The following is a 17,934-nucleotide window of genomic DNA, read 5'->3' as shown; positions in this document are numbered from 1 at the left end:
ACGGTGGGCAGGGGTCAGCGGGTCCCGCAGGACGGCAGGCCGGCCACGTCCCCCGTCGCCGCCGCCTCGACCGCGGCGACCGCCGACTCGAAGTCGGCCACCTCGAGCACCGTCAGCCCCTCCGGGACGTGCCCGACGACCTCGGCGCAGTTGTCCGCCGGGGCGAGGAAGTACTCGGCCTGGGCCTCCCGGGCCCCGACCATCTTCTGCCGGATGCCTCCGATCGGGCCGATGGCGCCGCCGTCGTTGATCGTCCCGGTGCCGGCGAGCGACTTCCCGCCGGTCAGCTCGCCGGGGGTGAGCACGTCGTGGATCGCGAGGGCAAACATCGCGCCGGCGCTCGGGCCCCCGACGTTGCCTGCGTCGATGCGCACCTCGACCGGGTAGTCGTAGATCGGCTCGATGCCGATGCCGATGCCCGCGCGGCCGTTGCCGATGTCCTCGGCACGAAGGCGGACCTGGCGCTCCACCCCGCCCCGGTCGACCGTCAGCTCGACGGTGTCACCGACGCCCCGGTCCGAGATCGCCGCGACGAGGTCGCTGACCCGCTCCTGGCGCTTCCCGTCGACCGCGAGGATCTTGTCCTTGAGCTCGAGCTTGCCATCCGCCGGGTAGTCCTCGACGATCGAGGCGACGACGTTGTCCTGCCCCACCTCGTGGCCGGTGGAGCGCAGGGCGACGGCGATCGCGCTCTTCTGCGAGCCCTGCATCTCCGCGGCGTTGATCTCGCGGATCTCCTGCTGCGAGTTCCCGGTGCCGAAGACCCGCTCCTCCGGCACGACGATCGCGTCGTCGTCGAGGTGCCCGCCGATCCACTCCCAGACGTTGATGTGCTCGTCCGGGCTGCCGTTGACCGACACCGTCGTGAAGTAGAGGTTCCCGTCCGTCGGGTAGCTCTTGGCCCCGGTGACGGTCACCACCTGAGCCGCGGACTCCCCTTCGCCCCGGCTGCCGAGGGTGTCGCTCACCGGACCCGGCGCCTCGATCGCGTACGGCACCTTGATCACCGACATGAGCAGGGCGATCACGAGCAGGACGCCCGAGACACGGATGATCTGCCACGCGAGTGAGTCGGCGCGGCGAGGGTCCATGATGATGCTCCGGATCGTGGGGGGGACGGCGCGGGAACCTCTGAGGGGTCCCCGTGGTTGGCTCTACGAGACGTCCCATCCTAAGGAGCGCACGTGACAGACCCCGTCGACCCCACCAGCGGCAACGGCGACGAGCTGCCCGAGGAGATCGCCGCGATCTTCCGCGACCTCACCGGCGGCGCCCCGCTGCCCCCCGAGATCGGCCGGCAGCTGTCGGCCATGGGCCTCGGCGACGCCGACCCGGCCCAGGTCCGCGCGATGGCCGACCAGATGCGCGCGATGTTCAACCCCACGGCCACGGCGAAGGGGGTGGACCTCACCGCCGCGACGGCGGCGGCGACCCGCGTCGCCGAGGAGGCCGGTGACCCCGAGATCGGCGGGCGCGAGGCCGGCCTCGCCGAGCAGGCCGTCCGGATCGCCGGGATGTGGCTCGACGAGGTGACCGATCTCGAGGCTCCCGCGCTCACCGGCGTCGCCATGTCGCGCACGGCCTGGGTCGAGGCGACGATGCCGCTGTGGGCCCGGCTCGTCGAGCCCGTCTCCGACGGGATCTCCGGCGCGATCCGCGACTCGATGACCGCCCAGCTCAGCGGCCCAGACGCTCCCAATCTCACCGCGCTCGGGGTGCCAGAGGGCACCAACCCGCTCGCGCTCGCGGGCCAGCTCGCCCCGATGATCGACCGCATGGGCAGCGCCATCGTCACCGCTCAGACCGGCCAGGCCGTCGGCGCGCTCGCGTCCGACACGGTCACCGGCACCGAGGTCGGCATCCCGCTGCTCACCGACCGGGTTGCCCTCCTGCCCGCGAACATCGCCGAGCTCGCCGAGGGGCTCGACGTCGACATCGACGAGGTGTGGCTGCACCTCGCCGTCCGGGAGACCGCGCGGATGCGGCTCTTCGTCGACGTGCCCTGGGTCGGCCCGCAGATCCTCGCCGCCGTCGAGGAGTACGCCCGCGGGATCGCCATCGACACCTCCGCCGTCGACCGGGCCGTCGCCGACCTCGACCCGAGCGACGTCGGGGCGATGCAGGAGGCCCTCTCGGGCGGCCTCTTCCAGCCCCAGCCCTCCCCCGCGCAGAAGGCGGCCCTCACCCGGCTCGAGACCTGGCTCGCGCTCATCGAGGGCTGGGTCGACGTCGTCACCGCCAAGGCTGCCGGCCGGCACCTCCCGAGCACGGACGCGCTCGCCGAGACGATCCGGCGGCGCCGGGCGACGGGCGGACCGGCCGAGCGGACCTTCGCCGGGCTCGTCGGGCTCGAGCTGCGGCCTCGTCGGCTGCGTGACGCGGCAAACCTCTTCGCCGCCCTGGAGTCGGCCGGCGGCCCGGCCGCGCGGGACGCGGCCTGGGCGCACCCGGACGTCGCGCCGACCTCGGCGGACCTCGACGACGTCATCGGCTACGTCGAGCGCAGCACGGGGGCGAAGGGGTCCGAGGCGGGGTCGGAGGGGACCGAGGGTGCGTCCTCGGGCATCGACTTCGACGCCGAGCTCGCGGCGCTGCTCGAGGACGAGGCCGGCACGGGTGAGTGACCCGGTCGGGCGGCTCAGCGCCGACCTCGGCCGGGTGCTGCGCGCGTGGGAGCCCGGATCCTCGGAGCAGGCGGGGCTGCGTGACGAGTACCTCGCGCACCTCGGCGAGCACCCGGACGCCGTGCTCAAGGTGGGACCGCCGGAGCACTTCACCGTGGGCTGCCTCGTGCTCGACCACACCCGCACGCAGGTGCTGCTGACCTTGCACGCCAAGGCGGGCCGCTGGTTCCAGCTCGGCGGGCACCTCGAGCCCGGCGACCCCGACGTGGTGGCCGCGGCGCTGCGGGAGGCGGTCGAGGAGTCGGGGATCCCCGTCGAGGCGCTGACGCTGCACCCCGACCCCGTGCACCTCGACCGGCACGAGCTCGTCGGCTCCTTCGGCCGGTGCACCTGGCATCTCGACGTCCGGTACGTCGCCGTCGCCGCTGCCGGAGCCGCCCACGAGATCTCCGAGGAGTCGCTCGACCTCGCCTGGTGGCCGGTCGACGCCCTGCCGGCCGACTCTGCGGACGAGATCGGGCCGCTCGTCGCGGCGGCGCTCAGCCGACTGGGCTGACACCTCCTCCGGTCTCGTCGCCGTCGCCGTCGACGGCCTCGTCGTCCCCGACCCCACCCGAGCCGTCACGCCCCGACCAGCCCTCGAGGTAACCGCTCGCGCGCTCGACGCGGGGGTAACGGTCGAGCAGCGCGTGGAAGTCCGGCCCGTGGCCGGGGACGAGCAGGTGGACGAGCTCGTGGAGCAGGACGTAGTCGATGACGTAGTCGGGCATGCCACGCAACCGGTGACTCAGCCGGATCGTCCGCCCGCTCGTCGTGCAGGACCCCCAACGACTGCTCTGGTTCGTCACCCAGCGCACGTTCGACGGGACCGCCCGGCCCTCGAGGTAGCGGTCGGAGAGCCGCGCGGCCCGCTCGAGGAGGTCGCTGTCGCTCGGCCGTCGGCGCTGCTCGCGCGCCAGCACCTTCTCCCCGAGCTCCTTGACGTAGCGCTCCTCGAGACGGGCGCTCAGGCCGGCGGGCATGAGGAGCACGAGCCGGTCACCCTCGCGATGTGCCGACACCGTCTTGCGGCGGCGCCGGCTGCGCCGGATCTCGACGTCGGAGAAACCTTCCATGCCGACAACCTAGGCGGCCGGAGCGACAACGACGGCTCCCCCCTTCGCCCCTGTGGACAACCCAGGACGCCACCGGACCGCCTGGTGACAGTGTGGCCGGACCACCGATGCGACGACGAGGACCGACGATGGATCTGCGCCCCCGACTGACCCGCCCGATCCATCCGCTCGCCCGCCCGGACGGCTCGATCCAGCTCGGGCTCGACCCGCGGACGGCCCTCGTCGCGACCGGGGTCAGCGCGCACGAGTGCCGCTGGCTCGCCACGCTCGACGGGTCACGGGTGCGGGCAGCGGTCATCGCCGACGCGGCCGGGCACGGCATCGCGCGCGACCGGGCGGGCGAGATCATCGACGCCTTCGTCGCGCAGGGGCTGGTCACCGAGGCCGAGCGAGCGCCCGCCATCGCCCGGAGGGTCGCCGTCATCGGTGCGGGCACGGTGCCCGCGCACCTCACCGAGGTCCTCCGCGAGGCCGGGCTCGCCGACGTGCAGCGGCGCGTCCACGACATCGCCGACGAGGAGACCGAGGGGCGCGTCGACCTCGCGATCATCACGAGCACCGTGCCCGTCCCTGCCGGGGCGGGCGAGGCCTGGCGGCTGGCCGGCGTCCCCCACCTGCCCGTGTGGTGCGGGCCCGACCACGCGAGCGTCGGGCCGCTCGTCGTGCCGGGTGAGGGTCCGTGCCTCCAGTGCCTCGAGCTGACCCGGCTCGCGCTCGACCCAGGGTGGTCGTGGATCCGCGCCCAGATCAGCGGACCGCGCGTCGGCCCGCTCGTGCCGGTCGAGACCGCTGCGACGACACGGAGCATCCTCGTGGGGATCGCGGCCAGCCTGGCGCTCGAGGCGCTGACCGACGGGCCGGCGCCCACCGGGTGGTCGATCGACGCCTTCGCACCCGGACCGACCTTCGAGCGCCGCCACTGGTCCCGGCAACCGACCTGCCCACGGTGCGGACCCGGGGTCGCCGCAGGTGCGGGAGTCCCTCTCTCGGGCGACGATCAGGTCGACCCGCCACAATGGGCCGTGTGAGCCAGATCCCCCGGGGCACCGCCCGCCGTACCGCCCGTCTCGCGAGCCTGCCGCTCGGCGCCGCCGGGCGCACGGCCGCCGGGCTGGGCCGCCGCGTCCGCGGAGAGTCGGCGGCCAGCGTCAACGAGGACATGCAGCGTCGGGCCGCCGAGCAGCTCTTCTCCGTGCTCGGCTCGCTCAAGGGCGGGGCGATGAAGGTCGGCCAGACCCTCAGCGTGCTCGAGGCAGCCATGCCCGACGACCTCGTCGAGCCGTACCGCGAGATGCTCGTCAAGCTCCAGGACGCCGCCCCGCCGATGCCGCTCTCCGACGTCGAGGAGATCCTCGCCCGTGAGCTCGGGCCGCGCTGGCGCAGCACGAAGATCACCGACCTCACCCCCCGTCCGGTGGCTGCCGCCTCGATCGGCCAGGTCCACCGCGGCACCTGGCACGACGGCCGCACGGTGGCGGTGAAGATCCAGTACCCCGGCGCCGACGTCGCGCTGCGCTCCGACCTCCAGCAGATCGCCCGGCTCGCCCGGCTCGTGGGGTCCTTCGCCCCCGGCCTCGACGTCAAGGCGGTCACCGATGAGCTGCTCGAGCGGGCCGACGAGGAGCTCGACTACGCGCTCGAGGCAAGCCATCAGCGGGCCTTCGCCGACGCGTACGTCGGCGACCCTGACGTGGCGGTGCCGGCGGTCGTCGCGCACAGCGGGCACGTGCTCGTCACGGAGTGGCTCGACGGCGTGCCGATGAGCCAGATCATCCGCGAGGCCGACCAGGACGTGCGCGACGCCGTCGGCGAGCTCTACCTCGGCTTCACGCTCGGCTCGCCCGCCCGCGCGGGGATGCTCCATGCCGACCCGCACCCCGGCAACTTCCGGCTCACGCCCGACGGGCGGCTCGGGGTCGTCGACTTCGGTGCGGTCGCGCGGCTCCCAGAGGGGCTGCCGCCGGTCATCGGTCCGCTCGTGCGCGACGCACTCGCCGGTGATGCAGGGGCTGTGATCGACGGCCTCCGGGCCGAGGGCTTCGTCCGGCCGGGCGTGCGCGTCGACGCCGACGAGATGCTGGCCTACCTGCGGCCCTTCATCGAGCCGCTGGTCCACGAGCGTCATCACTTCAGCCGGGAGTGGCTCCAGGGTGTCTCGGCCGCGCTGCGCGACATCCGGACCCCGGAGTTCGCCACGAGCACCCGACTCAACCTGCCCCCGGAGTACCTGCTCATCCACCGCGTCTTCCTCGGCAGCACCGCGGTGCTCTGCCAGATCAGTGCCGAGGTGCCGGCGCGGGCCCAGATGGAGCGGCACCTCCCTGGCTTCGCCGACCCCACCTGACCCCCCCCTTCGCACGAGCCAAGGCTCCTGCCGCCCCCCCTTCGCACGAGCCAAGGCTCCTGCCGCTCCCCCTTCGCACGAGCCTTGGCTCCTGCGAGACGCAGATCGACCCCGCCTCGACGGGTGTCGTGACGGGGTCGACCGTGGTGCAGGTCATCGCACGCGCAGGTGGACCGGGACCTGCTGTCGCATCTCGGCCCGCTCTCGGCGCGAGAGCTGACGCGGGGCTTGCCCGTGCGTGCGGCGGTACCGCATGACGCGCTGGAATGGCTTCATGGTGTCGTTCCTCCTTCCGGGCTGCTCACGCGGAGACGGGGTGCTTGCGGGGCCGGCCACGCGGCCGCTTGCGCGGGATGACTCGGCCGGCGTCGAAGAGCTCGCCGCCCCACACGCCCCACGGCTCGCGCCGCTCGAGCGCGCCGGCGAGGCAGCTCTCACGGATGGGGCACATGGTGCACAGGGCCTTGGCGAACTCGACACCGTCGGGGGTGTCGGCGAACCAGATCTCCGGCTCCTCGGTGAGGCACGGCGCGGTGTGCGCGACCGCGATGAGCCGGCTCTGCTGATGCGGTGGATAGCTGGTCTGGAGGGCAGTCATGGGAGTGGTTCCTGGGTCAGTGGTCGGGTCGGGACATACGAAAGGCCGCGGTATCCGATGGATGCCGCGGCCTGAGGTGCAGGTCTGGAGGTGGTCCCTCAGCGAAGGGGGACGGTCCAGTGACCTGGAGGTCGCGGGTCATCGACGGTGGCGGTGCCGTACAGATCGGCATTGCCGGCGGCGGCTGCACAGCGCACCCGGGCGGACGGGGCGGTGCAGGGCACGAGGGCAGCGCCGAGCTGCTCGGCGATGAAGGCAATCTGCTTCTCCATGTGCACTGCCCTCCTCTCGTGACCGTGCGACTCGGGGCGCCTCATGCGCTCCCGACTGACTCATGCAGGTTAGGGCACACCCTCTCCGGCCCGCCAGCTCATTTTTCCGAACGGCCCCGGAGGGCGTCCCAGGACGTCCACGTCAGGGGCGGGCGGGGATCTTCAGTCTTGTGCCGCAGGCGGACTCGGCGCGTCGCCCGCGACGATCGCGAGCACGTCGTCGCCGTACTGCTCCAGCTTGCGCGCCCCGATCCCGGCGATGGCCAGCAGCCCTCGCGCGTCCGTCGGCTCGGCCTCGGCGATCGCCTCGAGCGTCGCATCGGTGAAGACGACGAACGCCGGCACCGACTGGGCCTTGGAGAGCTCACGCCGCCACGTCACGAGTCGCTCGTACAGCCCCTCGTCGTAGGTCGGCGGGCACTCCGGGCACCGCCCCGACGCCCGCTGGGTCGCGGTGGTGAGCTCGGTGCCGCAGCCCTTGCAGTGGCGCACCCGAGCCGTCCGCTTCTCGCGCCGGCCTCCCCCTGCAGACCCGCCCCCGGCAGACTTGGGCGTCGACCGCGCTCCCTCACCGAGGATCGCCGCGAGCGGGTCGAGGAAACGGCTCACGCGTCGGCTCGGCCGCGCCCCCGGCGTCCGTGCCCGCGCCCACGACAGGTGCAGCTCGTCGCGCGCCCGCGTCAGCCCGACGTAGAGCAGACGACGCTCCTCGTTGATCTCGTCCATCCCCTCGGCCATGACGATCGGCATGAGCCCGTCCGAGCACCCGACGAGATGGACGACGGGCCACTCCAACCCCTTCGCCGCGTGGAGGGACGCGAGGGTGACCCCGTCGACGGCCGGCGCGTGCTGCGCGGCAGCCCGCTCGTCGAGCTCCCGGACAAGGTCGGCCACCCGAGCCCCGGGGGTCGTCGCGGCGGTGGTCTCGGCGAGGTCGACGAGCGCCTTGAGCGACTCCCACCGGGCCCGGACGGCACCCGAGGCCGCCGGTGGCTCGGACTGCCAGCCCATGCCGCTCAGCACGTCCGCGACGAGCGTGCCGAGCGGGTGCTCGCCGTCGTCGGTGCGCGCCGCGCCCCGCAGCAGCACGATCGCGTCCCGCACCTCGCGCCGCGAGAAGAACCGCTCGCCACCGCGCACGAGGTAGGGCACGCCGACGTCCGAGAGCGCCGACTCCAGCGCCTCGGACTGGCCGTTGGTCCGGAAGAGCACCGCGATGTCGGAGGCCGGCGTCCCGGCAGAGACCCGGCGCCGGATCTCACCCGCCACCCACGCCGCCTCGGCGGGGTCGTCGGCGAGCGCGGTGAGGGTCGGCCTCGCCCCCGCCGGCCGCTGGGCGCTCAGCTGGACACCCGCGCTGCGCCGGCTCACCGGGACCGTCGTGAGCAGGGTGTTGGCCGTCTCGACGACCTGGGGCGTCGAGCGGTAGTTACGCACGAGCCGCACCGTCTGCGCCCCCGGGTGCTGCGCGGCGAAGTCGAGCAGGTGCCGCGGGCTCGCCCCGGTGAAGGAGTAGATCGTCTGCATCGGGTCACCGACGACGCACACCTCGTGGCGACCGCCGAGCCACAGCTCGAGCAGCCGCTGCTGCAACGCGTTGACGTCCTGGTACTCGTCGACGACGAAGTGCCGGTACTGCTGCCGGACCGTCGCGGCGATGTCCTCGCGCTCCTCGAGGATGCCGACGGTGAGTAGTAGGACGTCCTCGAAGTCGATGACCCCGCGCTCCCCCTTGACCTCCTCGTAGACCCCGAGCATCCGCGCCATCCCGCTCTCGTCCATGCCGGGAGGCTCGCGGCGCGCGCGCCGGGCGGCCGCCGCGTAGGACTCGGGGGTGAGCAGGCTGACCTTGGCCCACTCGATCTCGGCGGCGATGTCACGCAGCTCGGTCCGGTCGAGCTGGAGCCGCAGCCGGGACGCGGCCTCGCCGACGACCGACGCCTTGTGCGGCAGGATCTCGGGCGCCGCTCCCCCGATGGCCTGCGGCCAGAAGTAGTGCAGCTGGCGCAGCGCCGCCGCGTGGAAGGTCCGCGCCTGCACACCGGCCACCCCGAGCTCGCGCAGCCGCACCCGCATCTCGCCGGCGGCCCGAGCCGTGAAGGTCACCGCGAGGACCCGCTGCGGCTGATAGACGCCCGAGTGCACGCCGTACGCGATGCGGTGCGTGATCGCCCGCGTCTTGCCGGTCCCCGCGCCGGCGAGCACGCACATCGGCCCGGTCGGGTGAGCGGCGACCTCGCGCTGCTCGGGGTCGAGGCCGCTGAGGACGTCGTCGGCGGAGGGAGTCACGTCGGCATCGTGTCAGGTGGGGGTGACAGCCCCGGGCACCGCTCCCAGGTCGGAGGGCCGGGTCAGCGGTCCGCCGTACCAGCGCTCGATGAGCCGGGCCGAGATCGAGACCGACATCGGTCGGCGGAGCTCACCGCGCTCGAGCGCCTCGGCCAGCTCCTCCCGCGTGAACCATCGCGCGTCGGCGATCTCGGTGCCGTCGAGGGTCAGCTCGGTCGAGGTCGCCCGGGCCGTGAAGCCGAGCATCAGCGAGGCGGGGAAGGGCCACGGCTGGTCACCCTGGTAGCGCACGTCGACGACGTCGATCCCCACCTCCTCGAGAACCTCACGGGTCACCGCGGCAGCGAGGGTCTCCCCCGGCTCGACGAAACCCGCGAGGACCGACATCCGGCCCACCGGCCATCCCGTCCCCCGGGCGAGGAGCAGCCGGTCGGCGTCGTCGGTGACCGCCATGATCACGGCCGGGTCGGTCCGCGGGTGGTGCGGGCTCTCGTCGGCCGGGCACACCCGCACCCAGCCACCCTGCGCGATGACGGTCGGCTCACCGCAGCGTGAGCACCGCGGGTGGCTCCCGTGCCAGTTGTCGAGGGCGACCGCGGTCGCCGCGAAGGACGCCTCGGCCGGCCCGAGGAGGTCCGCGACCTCACGAAGGGGGGTCAGCCCTTCGCCGTCACCGCGGGCTGCCAGGACGACCCGGCCGTCGTGCCGGCCGAGGAGGAGCGTCTCCCTCCCTTCGTCCTCGGGCTGGGGCGACCGGAGGCGAAGGGTGACCCTCTCGCCGTCGCGCTCGGCCGCCACCGAGTGCCGGCCGACCTCGAGGACCCGGGTGCCCGGCTCCGCGAGCAGCCGGCGGAGGACGTCGTGCCGGGTGCGCAGCTCCGCCGCCCGGTCGAGCGGAGGGCCCGCGAAGACGAGCTCGTCGAAGGCATCGGGCATGACGCTCACTGTAGATCCGCCGTGGCGCTCCGCCCCGCGGCGTGGCCCGCGCCGTACCGTGGAGGCCGTGAACTCCCCTGCCGACCGTGGACCGCTCGCCCTCGCCGCGCTGGCCAGCGCCGCCGTCTCCGGGCTCGACCCGGTGAGCGTCGAGGAGGTACGCACCGGGCCCACCTCGCGCTACGACGTCGCCTTCGTCCAGGACGCCGAGCACCGGCGCTGGGTCATCCGCTCGCCGCGCACGGCGGCGGCCTCGGCCCAGCTCGAGCAGGCGGCCACGCTGACCCACCTCGTCGCGCGTCGGCTGCGCCAGTCCGTCCCGGTCGTCAAGGGCTGGGTCGCCCTGCCCGAAGGGGGTCGCGCCGCGGTGTACCCCTACCTCACCGGCCGTCCGGTCGAGCTCGACCTCCTCACCCCGGGCCCGGGTCTGACAGCCAGCCTCGGACGTGCTCTCGCGACGGTGCACAACCTCGACCCGGCGATCTTCGACGAGGCGGGGTCGGTGTCGTACGACGCCGAGACGTACCGGACACGGCGGCTCGCTGACCTCGACCGTGCGGCGGCGACGGGGCGTGTCCCGACCGGGCTGCTGCAGCGGTGGGAGAACCAGCTCGAGGACGTCGGCAGGTGGCGCTTCTCGTCGGTGCCGACGCTCGGCGGGGTCGAGGGGGACCAGGTGCTCGTCGGCGAGGACGAGCCGGGCGAGCTCGTCGTCAAGGGTTTCCTCGGGTGGGAGGACGCCCGGGTCGCCGACGCCGCGGACGACCTCGCCGAGATCGTCGCGGCCCTCGACGAGGAGTCACTGGACACCTTCCTCGAGGCGTACGCGCACACCCGCTCGGAGCGGCCCGACGCGCACCTCGTCGACCGGGCCCGGCTCGCGCACGAGATGTCGCTCGTCCGCTCGATGATGGCCGCCGTCGCCGCCGGCGACCTCGACGCCGCCGAGGACCAGGCCTCCGCCCTGCGCCGCCTCGACGAGGAGACGAGCGCCCAGGAACTCGCAGGAGCCTTGGCTCGTGCGACCGGGGAGACCGACGAGGACGCAGGAGCCTTGGCTCGTGCGACCGGGGAGACCGACGAGGACGCAGGAGCCTTGGCTCGTGCGACCGGGGAGACCGACGAGGACCCGTCGGACGTCGAGCCCGAGGGGCGCCGCTGACGGGTCAGGGCCGCAGGAGGTCCTCGACGGCAGACTCGTCCACGAGCTCCGGACGGACCGTCTCGCCGGTCGACCCGTAGTAGAACGCCGCCCGGACCTGCTCGGCCGGCAGCCCGGTCCAGCGGGCGTAGGCGATCCGGTAGACGCTCAGCTGGAGCGCGGCGGCGGCAGCCGCGTCGCCGGTGGGGGCGCGCCCGGTCTTCCAGTCGACGATCGTCACCCCCCCGTCACCGTCGGCGAAGACCGCGTCGACCCGGCCGCGGACCGCACGGCCCGCGATGACCACCTCGAGGCTCAGCTCGATCTCGATCGGGGTGCGGGCCGCCCACTCGCTCGCGAGGAATCGCTGCTGCAGCTCTGGCAGGTCGGGGTCGTCGACCGCCGCGTCGACCCGACCGGGCAGGTCGAGCACGTCGACCATCGCGGCCGCTCCGTAGTGCTGCTCGACCCACGCGTGGAAGGTCGTGCCGCGGCGCAGCGCGCGTGAGGGCGGCTCCGGCATCGGCCGTCGCAGCCGCGAGGCGAAGTCGTCCTCGTCACGCGCCAGCGACACCAGCGCCGAGGTCGAGAGGTGCGGAGGCAGCAAGACGCTGGGCGCGGCGGGGCGTCGGGCCGCCTCGCGCTCGGCAAGGAGCAGCTCGATCTCGCCGTCGAGCGGGTGCGTGCCGTCGAGGGCCGGGCCGTCCGGGCGCCGCTCCACGGCCGACCGCGACCGCTCGAGCGCGGGACGCGTCTCGGACTCGACCGGCATCGGCCACAGCACAGCCCGGGTCTGCTCGAGGAGGGGGTTGGGGTTGGCGTCGGTCTCGGGGAGGGCCGCCTCGGCGATGCGATGGACCCCGGGCAGCGCGGCGACCTCCTCGAAGAAGCGCGAGGGCATGCGCGGCGTCTTGCCCGTCGCCGACCACACCGACGAGGCGACGAGCAGGTGCTGGCGCGCCCGGGTGAAGGCGACGTACGCGAGGCGGCGCTCCTCGGTGAGCGCCTGCCGCCCCGCCGCCTGCTTGAACTCGGTGATCGACTCGCCGATCTCCTTGCTCGTCGGGGCATGCTCGAAGAGCTCCGGCAGACCGTCGCGGTCCCCCCGCAGCGGGTAGGGCAGGCCGCCCTCGGTCTTGTGCAGCCACCCCGTGTCGGTGGGCTCGCTCATGACCCACTGCTCCGCCTTCTTGTCCCACCGGGCCCGGCTGCTGTGGCTGGGGAAGGTCGCCTCGACGAGGCCGGGGACGGCGACGACGTCCCACTCCAGCCCCTTCGCCGCGTGGCAGGTGAGGACCTGCACGGCGTCGGGCGTCGGGTCGACGACGGGCCGGTCGAGCCCGCGCTCCTCCGCGATCGCCGCCTCGACCCAGTCGATGAACCCGCCGAGGGTCGCCCGGTCGGCTCCCGCGGCGAACTGCGCCGCGACGTCGGCGAACGCGTCGAGGTGGGCCCGGGCCGCGCCGGGGCTCCATCCGGGACGGGCGAGCACCTCGATGTCGACGCCGAGGGCTCGCTCGGCCTCGACGACGAGGTCGGGCAGCGGCTGGCCGGCCACGGTCCGCAGCCGCGCGACGACGGCTCCGAGCCAGCGCAGCCGACTGAGGGCCCGCTCGCTGACCCGGGTCCCGCCCGGCCCCTCCCACGAGGCATCGGGCAAATCGTCGAGGGCGTCGACGATCGTGCGCTCGTCACGGGAGTCGGGTGCGAGGTCGACGCCGGCGGTGCGGCTCCGCGGCGGCCCGCCCTCGCGTGCCCACGCCGCGAGGCCGGCGATGTCGGCGGCGCCGAGGCGGCAGGCCGGCCCGGTGAGCAGGCGCATGAGCCGGTCGCCACGAGCGGGGTCCTGCACCACCGTGAGCAGGGCGATGACGTCGGCGACCTCTGGCGTCACGAGCAGACCGCCGAGGCCGACGACCTCGTAGGGCACCCCGCGCTCGGCGAGCGCACCGACGATCGCGGTGAACTGGGATCGCTTGCGGCACAGGACCGCCGCGGAGCGTCGTCCGTCGCCCCGGCGCTCCTTGACCCAGTCCGCCACCAGTGCCGCCTCGGCCTGCGCGTCCTCGACCCGCGCCGCCCACACCTGGCCGCGACCAGCGCCCGGGCGGGCCCCGAGCGCGCGGACCGGGACAGCGCTGCCCTCGCGCAGCGGCTCGGCGACGGTGTTGGCCGCCTCGAGGATGGCCTCGTCGTTGCGCCAGCTCCGGGAGAGATGCAGGACGGGAGCACCGCCGAAGCGCTCCGGGAAGGTCGCGAGCGTCGTCGCGCTCGCCCCCCGCCACGCATAGATCGACTGGTGCGGGTCGCCGACGGCGGTGACCGGGCTGGGCGCCTGCCCCTCCGGCGCGAAGAGGCTCGTCATGAGGACGAGCTGGGCCTCGGAGGTGTCCTGGAACTCGTCGAGCAGGACCACGCGGTAGCGCGACCGCTCCTCGGTACCGATCTGCGGGATCTCGCTGGCCAGGCGTGCGGCGAGGGCCATCTGGTCGCTGAAGTCGAGCACCCCGCGCTCGTGCTTGAGGTCGAGGTAGCGCCGGACGATCGGCAGGACGAGGGCCCGGTCGCGCAGGGCGTCGCGTACGTCGGCGACGGCCTTGAGCGGCTTGGAGGCCAGCTCGACGGCCTCCCACCGCCGGACGAGGTCGAGCAGGTGGTCGGCCACCTCCTCGGGGGTCCGCAGGTGCTCGGCGAGCTCGCCGGCGAGACCGACGACCATCTTGGTCACCGTCGCCTCGACCCAGTCGATCTGCTGCATCGGGCCGTCGTAGGAGAGGACGGCCTCGTGGGCGAGCTGCCATGCAGCTGCCTCGGTGAGCAGCCGGGCGTCGCGCTCTCGACCCAGCAGCGGACCGTGCTCGCGGACGAGCTGCCCGGCATAGGAGTGGTAGGTCGTGATGGTGGGGGCACCGGGCAGGGTGAGCGCCCCGGCCTCGTCCCGCTCCGGCGGTGCCCACAGACCCGACGAGGCCAGGGCAGCGAGGCGGGCACCGACCCGGTCGGCGAGCTCGCCGGCGGCCTTGCGGGTGAAGGTCAGCCCGAGGACCTGCTCGGGCTCGACGAGGCCGTTGGCCACGAGCCAGACGACCCGGGCCGTCATCGTCTCGGTCTTGCCCGAGCCGGCCCCGGCGACGACGAGCTGGGCCCGCAGCGGCGCCTCGATGATCCGGGCCTGCTCCTCGGTGGGCGGGTGCTCCTGGCCGAGCGCACGGCTGACCTCGACGGCGCTCCAGCGCGGCCGCTCCCCGGCCACAGCCCCGGACGCCACCACCGCCGTCGTCGCCGGTCCCGTCGGGGGCCGGCTGCTCGTAGGGGGTGCGTCGCGGTCATCCTCGGCCTCGAGGTCGAAGAGCGAACCCTGCTCGGTCACTGGAGCGTCCCTCCCTCGTGGTGCGTGGGGCAGGAGGTGCGCACCGGGCACCGGGCGCACATCTGCTCCTCGGGCCGGGCGAGCACCTGGCTGGCCGACATGCCGTCGGCGGTCTCGGCGATGGCCTGGTGGGCCCACCGCGGGTCCTCGGCCTGACCCAGCGGCGTCTGCGCCTGGACCTGGCTGCGCGAGGACGCGGCGCGTCCGAGGTGCACGAGCGCGGCGCCCGCGGAGTCGCTCCCCTGCTCGAAGCCGCCCTCCTCGACCGCGACCTGGTAGACGCCGAGCTGACGGTGGGTCTCGATCTCGGTGCCAGAGGGCTTCGTCGAGCCGGTCTTGAAGTCGACGACGCGCAGCGCCCCGTCGCTGTCGCGCCGCTCGAGCCGGTCGACCCGTCCCGTGATGCGCGCCCTCCCCACCGTCGTCGCGAAGGGAGCCTCGACGGCTGCCACGGACCAGCCCTCCTGCCGGGCACGGGTGTAGTAGTCGGCCAGCCACCGACCCATGACGTGGGCGCGTCGCAGGTGCTGGTCGGAGACCCAGCCGGGCGGCTCGCCGAGCTGCGGCCAGCGACGCTCTACCTCGGCGGCGACGGTCGCGTGGTCGGCGTCCGGGTGCTCCTCGGCGATGGCGTGGAGCAGCGTGCCGATGCTCGCAGAGACGTGCGTGATCCCCCGCCCGCCCGAGCTCGTGAGCAGCCACCGCAACGCGCACGCCTCGAAGTCCTCGACCTGCGAGGGCGCGATGCGCACGACGTCGTCGGGGTCGTGCAACGGACGGCTGTCGCTAAGGTCGCGCAGGGCCCACCACTGGTCAGGGTCGGCGCCGCGGACACCTAGCTCGCGCAGGTGGGCGAGCCGCACCGCGGCAGCCGGCGCGGTCCCGGGGTCGTCGAGCTCCTGCCGCAGCCGCGCCACGACACCGACGAGGTCGAGCGGCAGCGGCGCCTCGACCGCGGGCCGCTCGGCGGTGGCTGCCCCCAGCGGGTCGACGATGTCGAGGAAGGCCGAGGGCTGGTCGTCCTCGGAGCGCGCCGCGGTGACGACGACGTCCTCGCTCGCCCGGGTCAGCGCGACGTGGAGCATCCGGGTCTCGTCGTAGCGCACCTGGGCGCGGGCGGCGGCGAGGGCTCCGCCCTCCGCGGCGAAGGGGTCGGAGCCGTCACCTCGGTCGGTGAGGACGTCGACGAGCTCGGTGGAGCCGAGCAGCGAGCCGCGCAGGCGCAGGTCGGGCCAGACCCCCTCCTGCACGCCGGCGACGACGACGCGACGCCACTGCCGTCCGGCCGCGGCGGCCGGGGTGACGATCGCGACCGCTCCGCTCGCGGGGCTGCGCTCGGCGAGCGAGTCGGCGGCCACCTGCTGCTCGGCGACCGAGGCGAGGAAGGACTCCGGGCCGCTGCCTGGGCGCGCCTCCTCGTGCGCTCCCGCCGCCGCGAAGAGCGCGACGACCGCGTCGAGGGCCTCGTCGGCCCGGGCACCGGACGGTCCGCCGGCGAGGGCTCGCTCACGCCAGTCGTCGGCGACACCCGCGCTCTCCCAGAGGGCCCAGAGCACGGACTCGGCGGTGACGCCGGAACGCCACCGCTCACCGTCGACGGGCGCGGCGGCCCGCCCGGCGGCGACGACCCGGGCGAGCCGCACCAGCGGCGCGAGGTCGCCGGCGTCGGTCCCTGCGTCGAGCACCGCCTCGTCCATCTCCGCCGGGTGGACGACCCCCGCGGCGAGGAGCTCGTCGCTCGACCGACCGCCCCCGGCGGTCAGCTCGAGCGCCCGCAGCCGACGCCTCAGCCGGCGCACCGCGACGGTGTCGGCGCCGACGAGCGGGCAGGTGAGCAGCGCGAGGACGTCCTCGACGTCGGGGCCGGCTCTGTGCCCGCGCTGGAGATCGACGACGATCCGCAGCAGCCGCAGCAGCGGGGCCGCCGCCGGCTGGTCTCGAAGGGGGATGTCGGCGGTCGCCGAGACGACGGGGACGCCCCGCGCGGCGAGGACCCGTCGCAGGGTCGACTGACGGGCCGCTCCGCGGACGACGACCGCGAGCTCGTCCCACGGCACCCCGTCGACGAGGTGGGCGCGGCGCAGCCGGTGGGCGATGTACGAGGCCTCCTGCGCCTGCGAGCGCAGGACCACCGCCGCGCACGAGCCGAGGTGCCCGCTCGCGGCCCCGCGCTGGGCACCGCCGCCGACCGCACCGATCCGGGCGACGACCCGCTCGCAGGCCTGCGCGACCGCGGCCGGCACCCGGTAGCCGGTCCGGAGCACGACCTGCTCCACCTCGCGTCCCGTCCACGCGCCGAGCGCCAGCCGAGGCTCCGCGCCGCGGAAGGTCTGCACGGCCGCGTCCGGGTCGCCGACGAGGACGAGCGGCACCCCCGCGTCCGTGAGCACCCGCAGCAGGCGCGCCGCGGGGACGGTCAGCTCCTGCGCGTCGTCGACGACGACGCAGCCGATCTCGCCGAGCGCGCGAGCCCGAGCCTCGGTGTCGTGCTCGAGCAGGTCGGCGGCCGCCGAGAGGACCCACGCCGGGTCGTACGCGCCCGGGGTCGCGAGCGCCCCGACCTCCTCGTACTCCTCGAAGACCTCCGCGGCCGCGACCCACTCGGGGCGGCCGTGCTCGACGCCGAGCTCGCGCAGGTCCGCGCCGGTGAGCCCGTGCTCGACCGCCCGCATGAGCAGGTCGCGCAGCTCGTCGCGGAAGGCGCGCGTCGGCACCGCCTCGACGAGCCGCTCTGGCCACGCCGGGCCCGACCCGGACTCGGCGTGCCCGGCGAGCAGGTCCGCGAGGACGAGGTCCTGCTGCGCGCCCGAGATGAGTCGCGGCTCAGGCAGCCCGTCGACGGCCGCCTGCGAGCGCAGCACGGCGAAGCCCAGGCTCTGGATCGTCCGAGCCAGCGGGACCGCAGCCGCTCCGGTCAGCCCGGCGGTCACGGCATCGCGCAGGTCCGCCGCGGCCAGCCGGCTCGCGCCCACGAGGACGACCTCGTCCGCCCGGCACTCCCCCGTCCGCACCCGGTCGAGCGCTGCGGCCACGGCCACCGCGCTCTTGCCCGTCCCCGGCCCGCCGAGCACGACGAGGACCTCGGCGCGTGCCTCGACGGCACGCAGCTGGTCCGGGTCGAGCCGACCCCTGTCGACCCCCGTCCGGCCACCCGGCCCGAGGCCGACCGCGCGGTCGAGGACGACGCGGGTCGCCCCCTTCGCGCTCGCACCGGTGCCGTGACTGACTGCCATGACCCCATCCCA

General features: G+C 74.5%; 14 protein-coding genes. 5 read left to right on the top strand and 9 right to left on the bottom strand.

What is annotated here, in order from left to right; translation table 11 throughout:
- Positions 1-14 precede the first annotated feature (14 nt).
- Positions 15-1,091, bottom strand: a complete 1,077-nt coding sequence (locus JNO54_RS06145; protein ID WP_204143100.1) for a YlbL family protein — start codon at positions 1,089-1,091, stop codon at positions 15-17.
- A 93-nt stretch (positions 1,092-1,184) separates the two neighbouring features.
- Here JNO54_RS06145 and JNO54_RS06140 point away from each other — a divergent pair, with 93 nt between their 5' ends.
- Positions 1,185-2,624, top strand: coding sequence for a zinc-dependent metalloprotease (locus tag JNO54_RS06140; protein ID WP_307818081.1), 1,440 nt, complete (start codon positions 1,185-1,187; stop codon positions 2,622-2,624).
- Positions 2,617-3,180 (top strand): NUDIX hydrolase, encoded by a 564-nt coding sequence (locus tag JNO54_RS06135; RefSeq protein WP_307818080.1) that lies wholly within the window; start codon positions 2,617-2,619, stop codon positions 3,178-3,180. Before JNO54_RS06140 ends, JNO54_RS06135 begins: the two co-directional genes overlap by 8 nt.
- Here JNO54_RS06135 and JNO54_RS06130 read toward each other — a convergent pair.
- Complete coding sequence (locus JNO54_RS06130) at positions 3,164-3,739, bottom strand: SprT-like domain-containing protein (protein WP_204143099.1); 576 nt, start codon at positions 3,737-3,739, stop codon at positions 3,164-3,166. The genes JNO54_RS06135 and JNO54_RS06130 overlap by 17 nt on opposite strands.
- A 128-nt stretch (positions 3,740-3,867) precedes the next feature.
- On the opposite strand from JNO54_RS06130, the gene JNO54_RS06125 reads away from it, so the two are divergent.
- The gene (locus JNO54_RS06125; RefSeq protein ID WP_204143098.1) at positions 3,868-4,767 is read left to right on the top strand and encodes a hypothetical protein; all 900 of its coding nucleotides are present in this window, start codon (positions 3,868-3,870) and stop codon (positions 4,765-4,767) included.
- Entirely contained in the window at positions 4,755-6,083 is a 1,329-nt protein-coding gene (locus JNO54_RS06120; RefSeq protein WP_233703195.1) for an ABC1 kinase family protein, read from the top strand. The genes JNO54_RS06125 and JNO54_RS06120 overlap by 13 nt, the downstream gene beginning before the upstream one ends.
- A gap of 153 nt (positions 6,084-6,236) precedes the next feature.
- On the opposite strand, the gene JNO54_RS14740 is transcribed toward JNO54_RS06120, so the two are convergent.
- The 5 genes from JNO54_RS14740 to nudC all read right to left on the bottom strand — a co-directional run bounded on the left by JNO54_RS14740 (position 6,237) and on the right by nudC (position 10,178).
- Complete coding sequence (locus tag JNO54_RS14740) at positions 6,237-6,359, bottom strand: hypothetical protein (RefSeq protein ID WP_267911234.1); 123 nt, start codon at positions 6,357-6,359, stop codon at positions 6,237-6,239.
- Positions 6,360-6,384: 25 nt separating this feature from the next.
- Positions 6,385-6,681: a WhiB family transcriptional regulator gene (locus tag JNO54_RS06115; RefSeq protein WP_204143096.1), complete on the bottom strand. Its 297-nt coding sequence runs from the start codon at positions 6,679-6,681 to the stop codon at positions 6,385-6,387.
- A gap of 98 nt (positions 6,682-6,779) precedes the next feature.
- Entirely contained in the window at positions 6,780-6,953 is a 174-nt protein-coding gene (locus tag JNO54_RS06110) for a hypothetical protein (protein ID WP_204143095.1), read from the bottom strand.
- Positions 6,954-7,115: 162 nt separating this feature from the next.
- Positions 7,116-9,164 carry an ATP-dependent DNA helicase UvrD2 gene (locus tag JNO54_RS06105; protein WP_233703519.1) on the bottom strand — a complete coding sequence of 683 codons (2,049 nt, stop codon included), beginning with the start codon at positions 9,162-9,164 and terminating at the stop codon, positions 7,116-7,118.
- 90 nt (positions 9,165-9,254) lie between these two features.
- Positions 9,255-10,178 (bottom strand): NAD(+) diphosphatase, encoded by a 924-nt coding sequence (gene nudC, locus JNO54_RS06100; RefSeq protein WP_204143093.1) that lies wholly within the window; start codon positions 10,176-10,178, stop codon positions 9,255-9,257.
- A gap of 67 nt (positions 10,179-10,245) precedes the next feature.
- Here nudC and JNO54_RS06095 point away from each other — a divergent pair, with 67 nt between their 5' ends.
- Positions 10,246-11,340: a phosphotransferase gene (locus JNO54_RS06095; RefSeq protein ID WP_307818079.1), complete on the top strand. Its 1,095-nt coding sequence runs from the start codon at positions 10,246-10,248 to the stop codon at positions 11,338-11,340.
- 4 nt (positions 11,341-11,344) lie between these two features.
- Here JNO54_RS06095 and JNO54_RS06090 read toward each other — a convergent pair whose 3' ends face one another.
- Positions 11,345-14,689, bottom strand: coding sequence for an ATP-dependent helicase (locus tag JNO54_RS06090; RefSeq protein WP_307818078.1), 3,345 nt, complete (start codon positions 14,687-14,689; stop codon positions 11,345-11,347).
- Complete coding sequence (locus JNO54_RS06085) at positions 14,686-17,922, bottom strand: ATP-dependent helicase (protein ID WP_204143091.1); 3,237 nt, start codon at positions 17,920-17,922, stop codon at positions 14,686-14,688. The genes JNO54_RS06090 and JNO54_RS06085 overlap by 4 nt, the downstream gene beginning before the upstream one ends.
- Positions 17,923-17,934: the final 12 nt, after the last annotated feature.

The organism is Janibacter endophyticus, assembly GCF_016888335.1.
Lineage (GTDB): Bacteria > Actinomycetota > Actinomycetes > Actinomycetales > Dermatophilaceae > Marihabitans > Marihabitans endophyticum.
The sequence above is the reverse complement of the archived record's forward strand: the minus strand, read 5'-3'. Positions and strand labels throughout refer to the sequence as shown.

Bases quoted from the DNA above. Each gene is read 5' to 3' on its own strand.
- JNO54_RS06145 (WP_204143100.1), bottom strand. From the start codon at position 1,091: ATGGACCCTCGCCGCGCCGACTCACTCGCGTGGCAGATCATCCGTGTC.
- JNO54_RS06130 (WP_204143099.1), bottom strand. From the start codon at position 3,739: ATGGAAGGTTTCTCCGACGTCGAGATCCGGCGCAGCCGGCGCCGCCGC.
- JNO54_RS06125 (WP_204143098.1), top strand. From the start codon at position 3,868: ATGGATCTGCGCCCCCGACTGACCCGCCCGATCCATCCGCTCGCCCGC.
- JNO54_RS06120 (WP_233703195.1), top strand. From the start codon at position 4,755: ATGGGCCGTGTGAGCCAGATCCCCCGGGGCACCGCCCGCCGTACCGCC.
- JNO54_RS14740 (WP_267911234.1), bottom strand. From the start codon at position 6,359: ATGAAGCCATTCCAGCGCGTCATGCGGTACCGCCGCACGCACGGGCAA.
- JNO54_RS06115 (WP_204143096.1), bottom strand. From the start codon at position 6,681: ATGACTGCCCTCCAGACCAGCTATCCACCGCATCAGCAGAGCCGGCTC.
- JNO54_RS06110 (WP_204143095.1), bottom strand. From the start codon at position 6,953: ATGGAGAAGCAGATTGCCTTCATCGCCGAGCAGCTCGGCGCTGCCCTC.
- JNO54_RS06105 (WP_233703519.1), bottom strand. From the start codon at position 9,164: ATGTGCGTGCTCGCCGGCGCGGGGACCGGCAAGACGCGGGCGATCACG.
- nudC (WP_204143093.1), bottom strand. From the start codon at position 10,178: ATGCCCGATGCCTTCGACGAGCTCGTCTTCGCGGGCCCTCCGCTCGAC.
- JNO54_RS06085 (WP_204143091.1), bottom strand. From the start codon at position 17,922: ATGGCAGTCAGTCACGGCACCGGTGCGAGCGCGAAGGGGGCGACCCGC.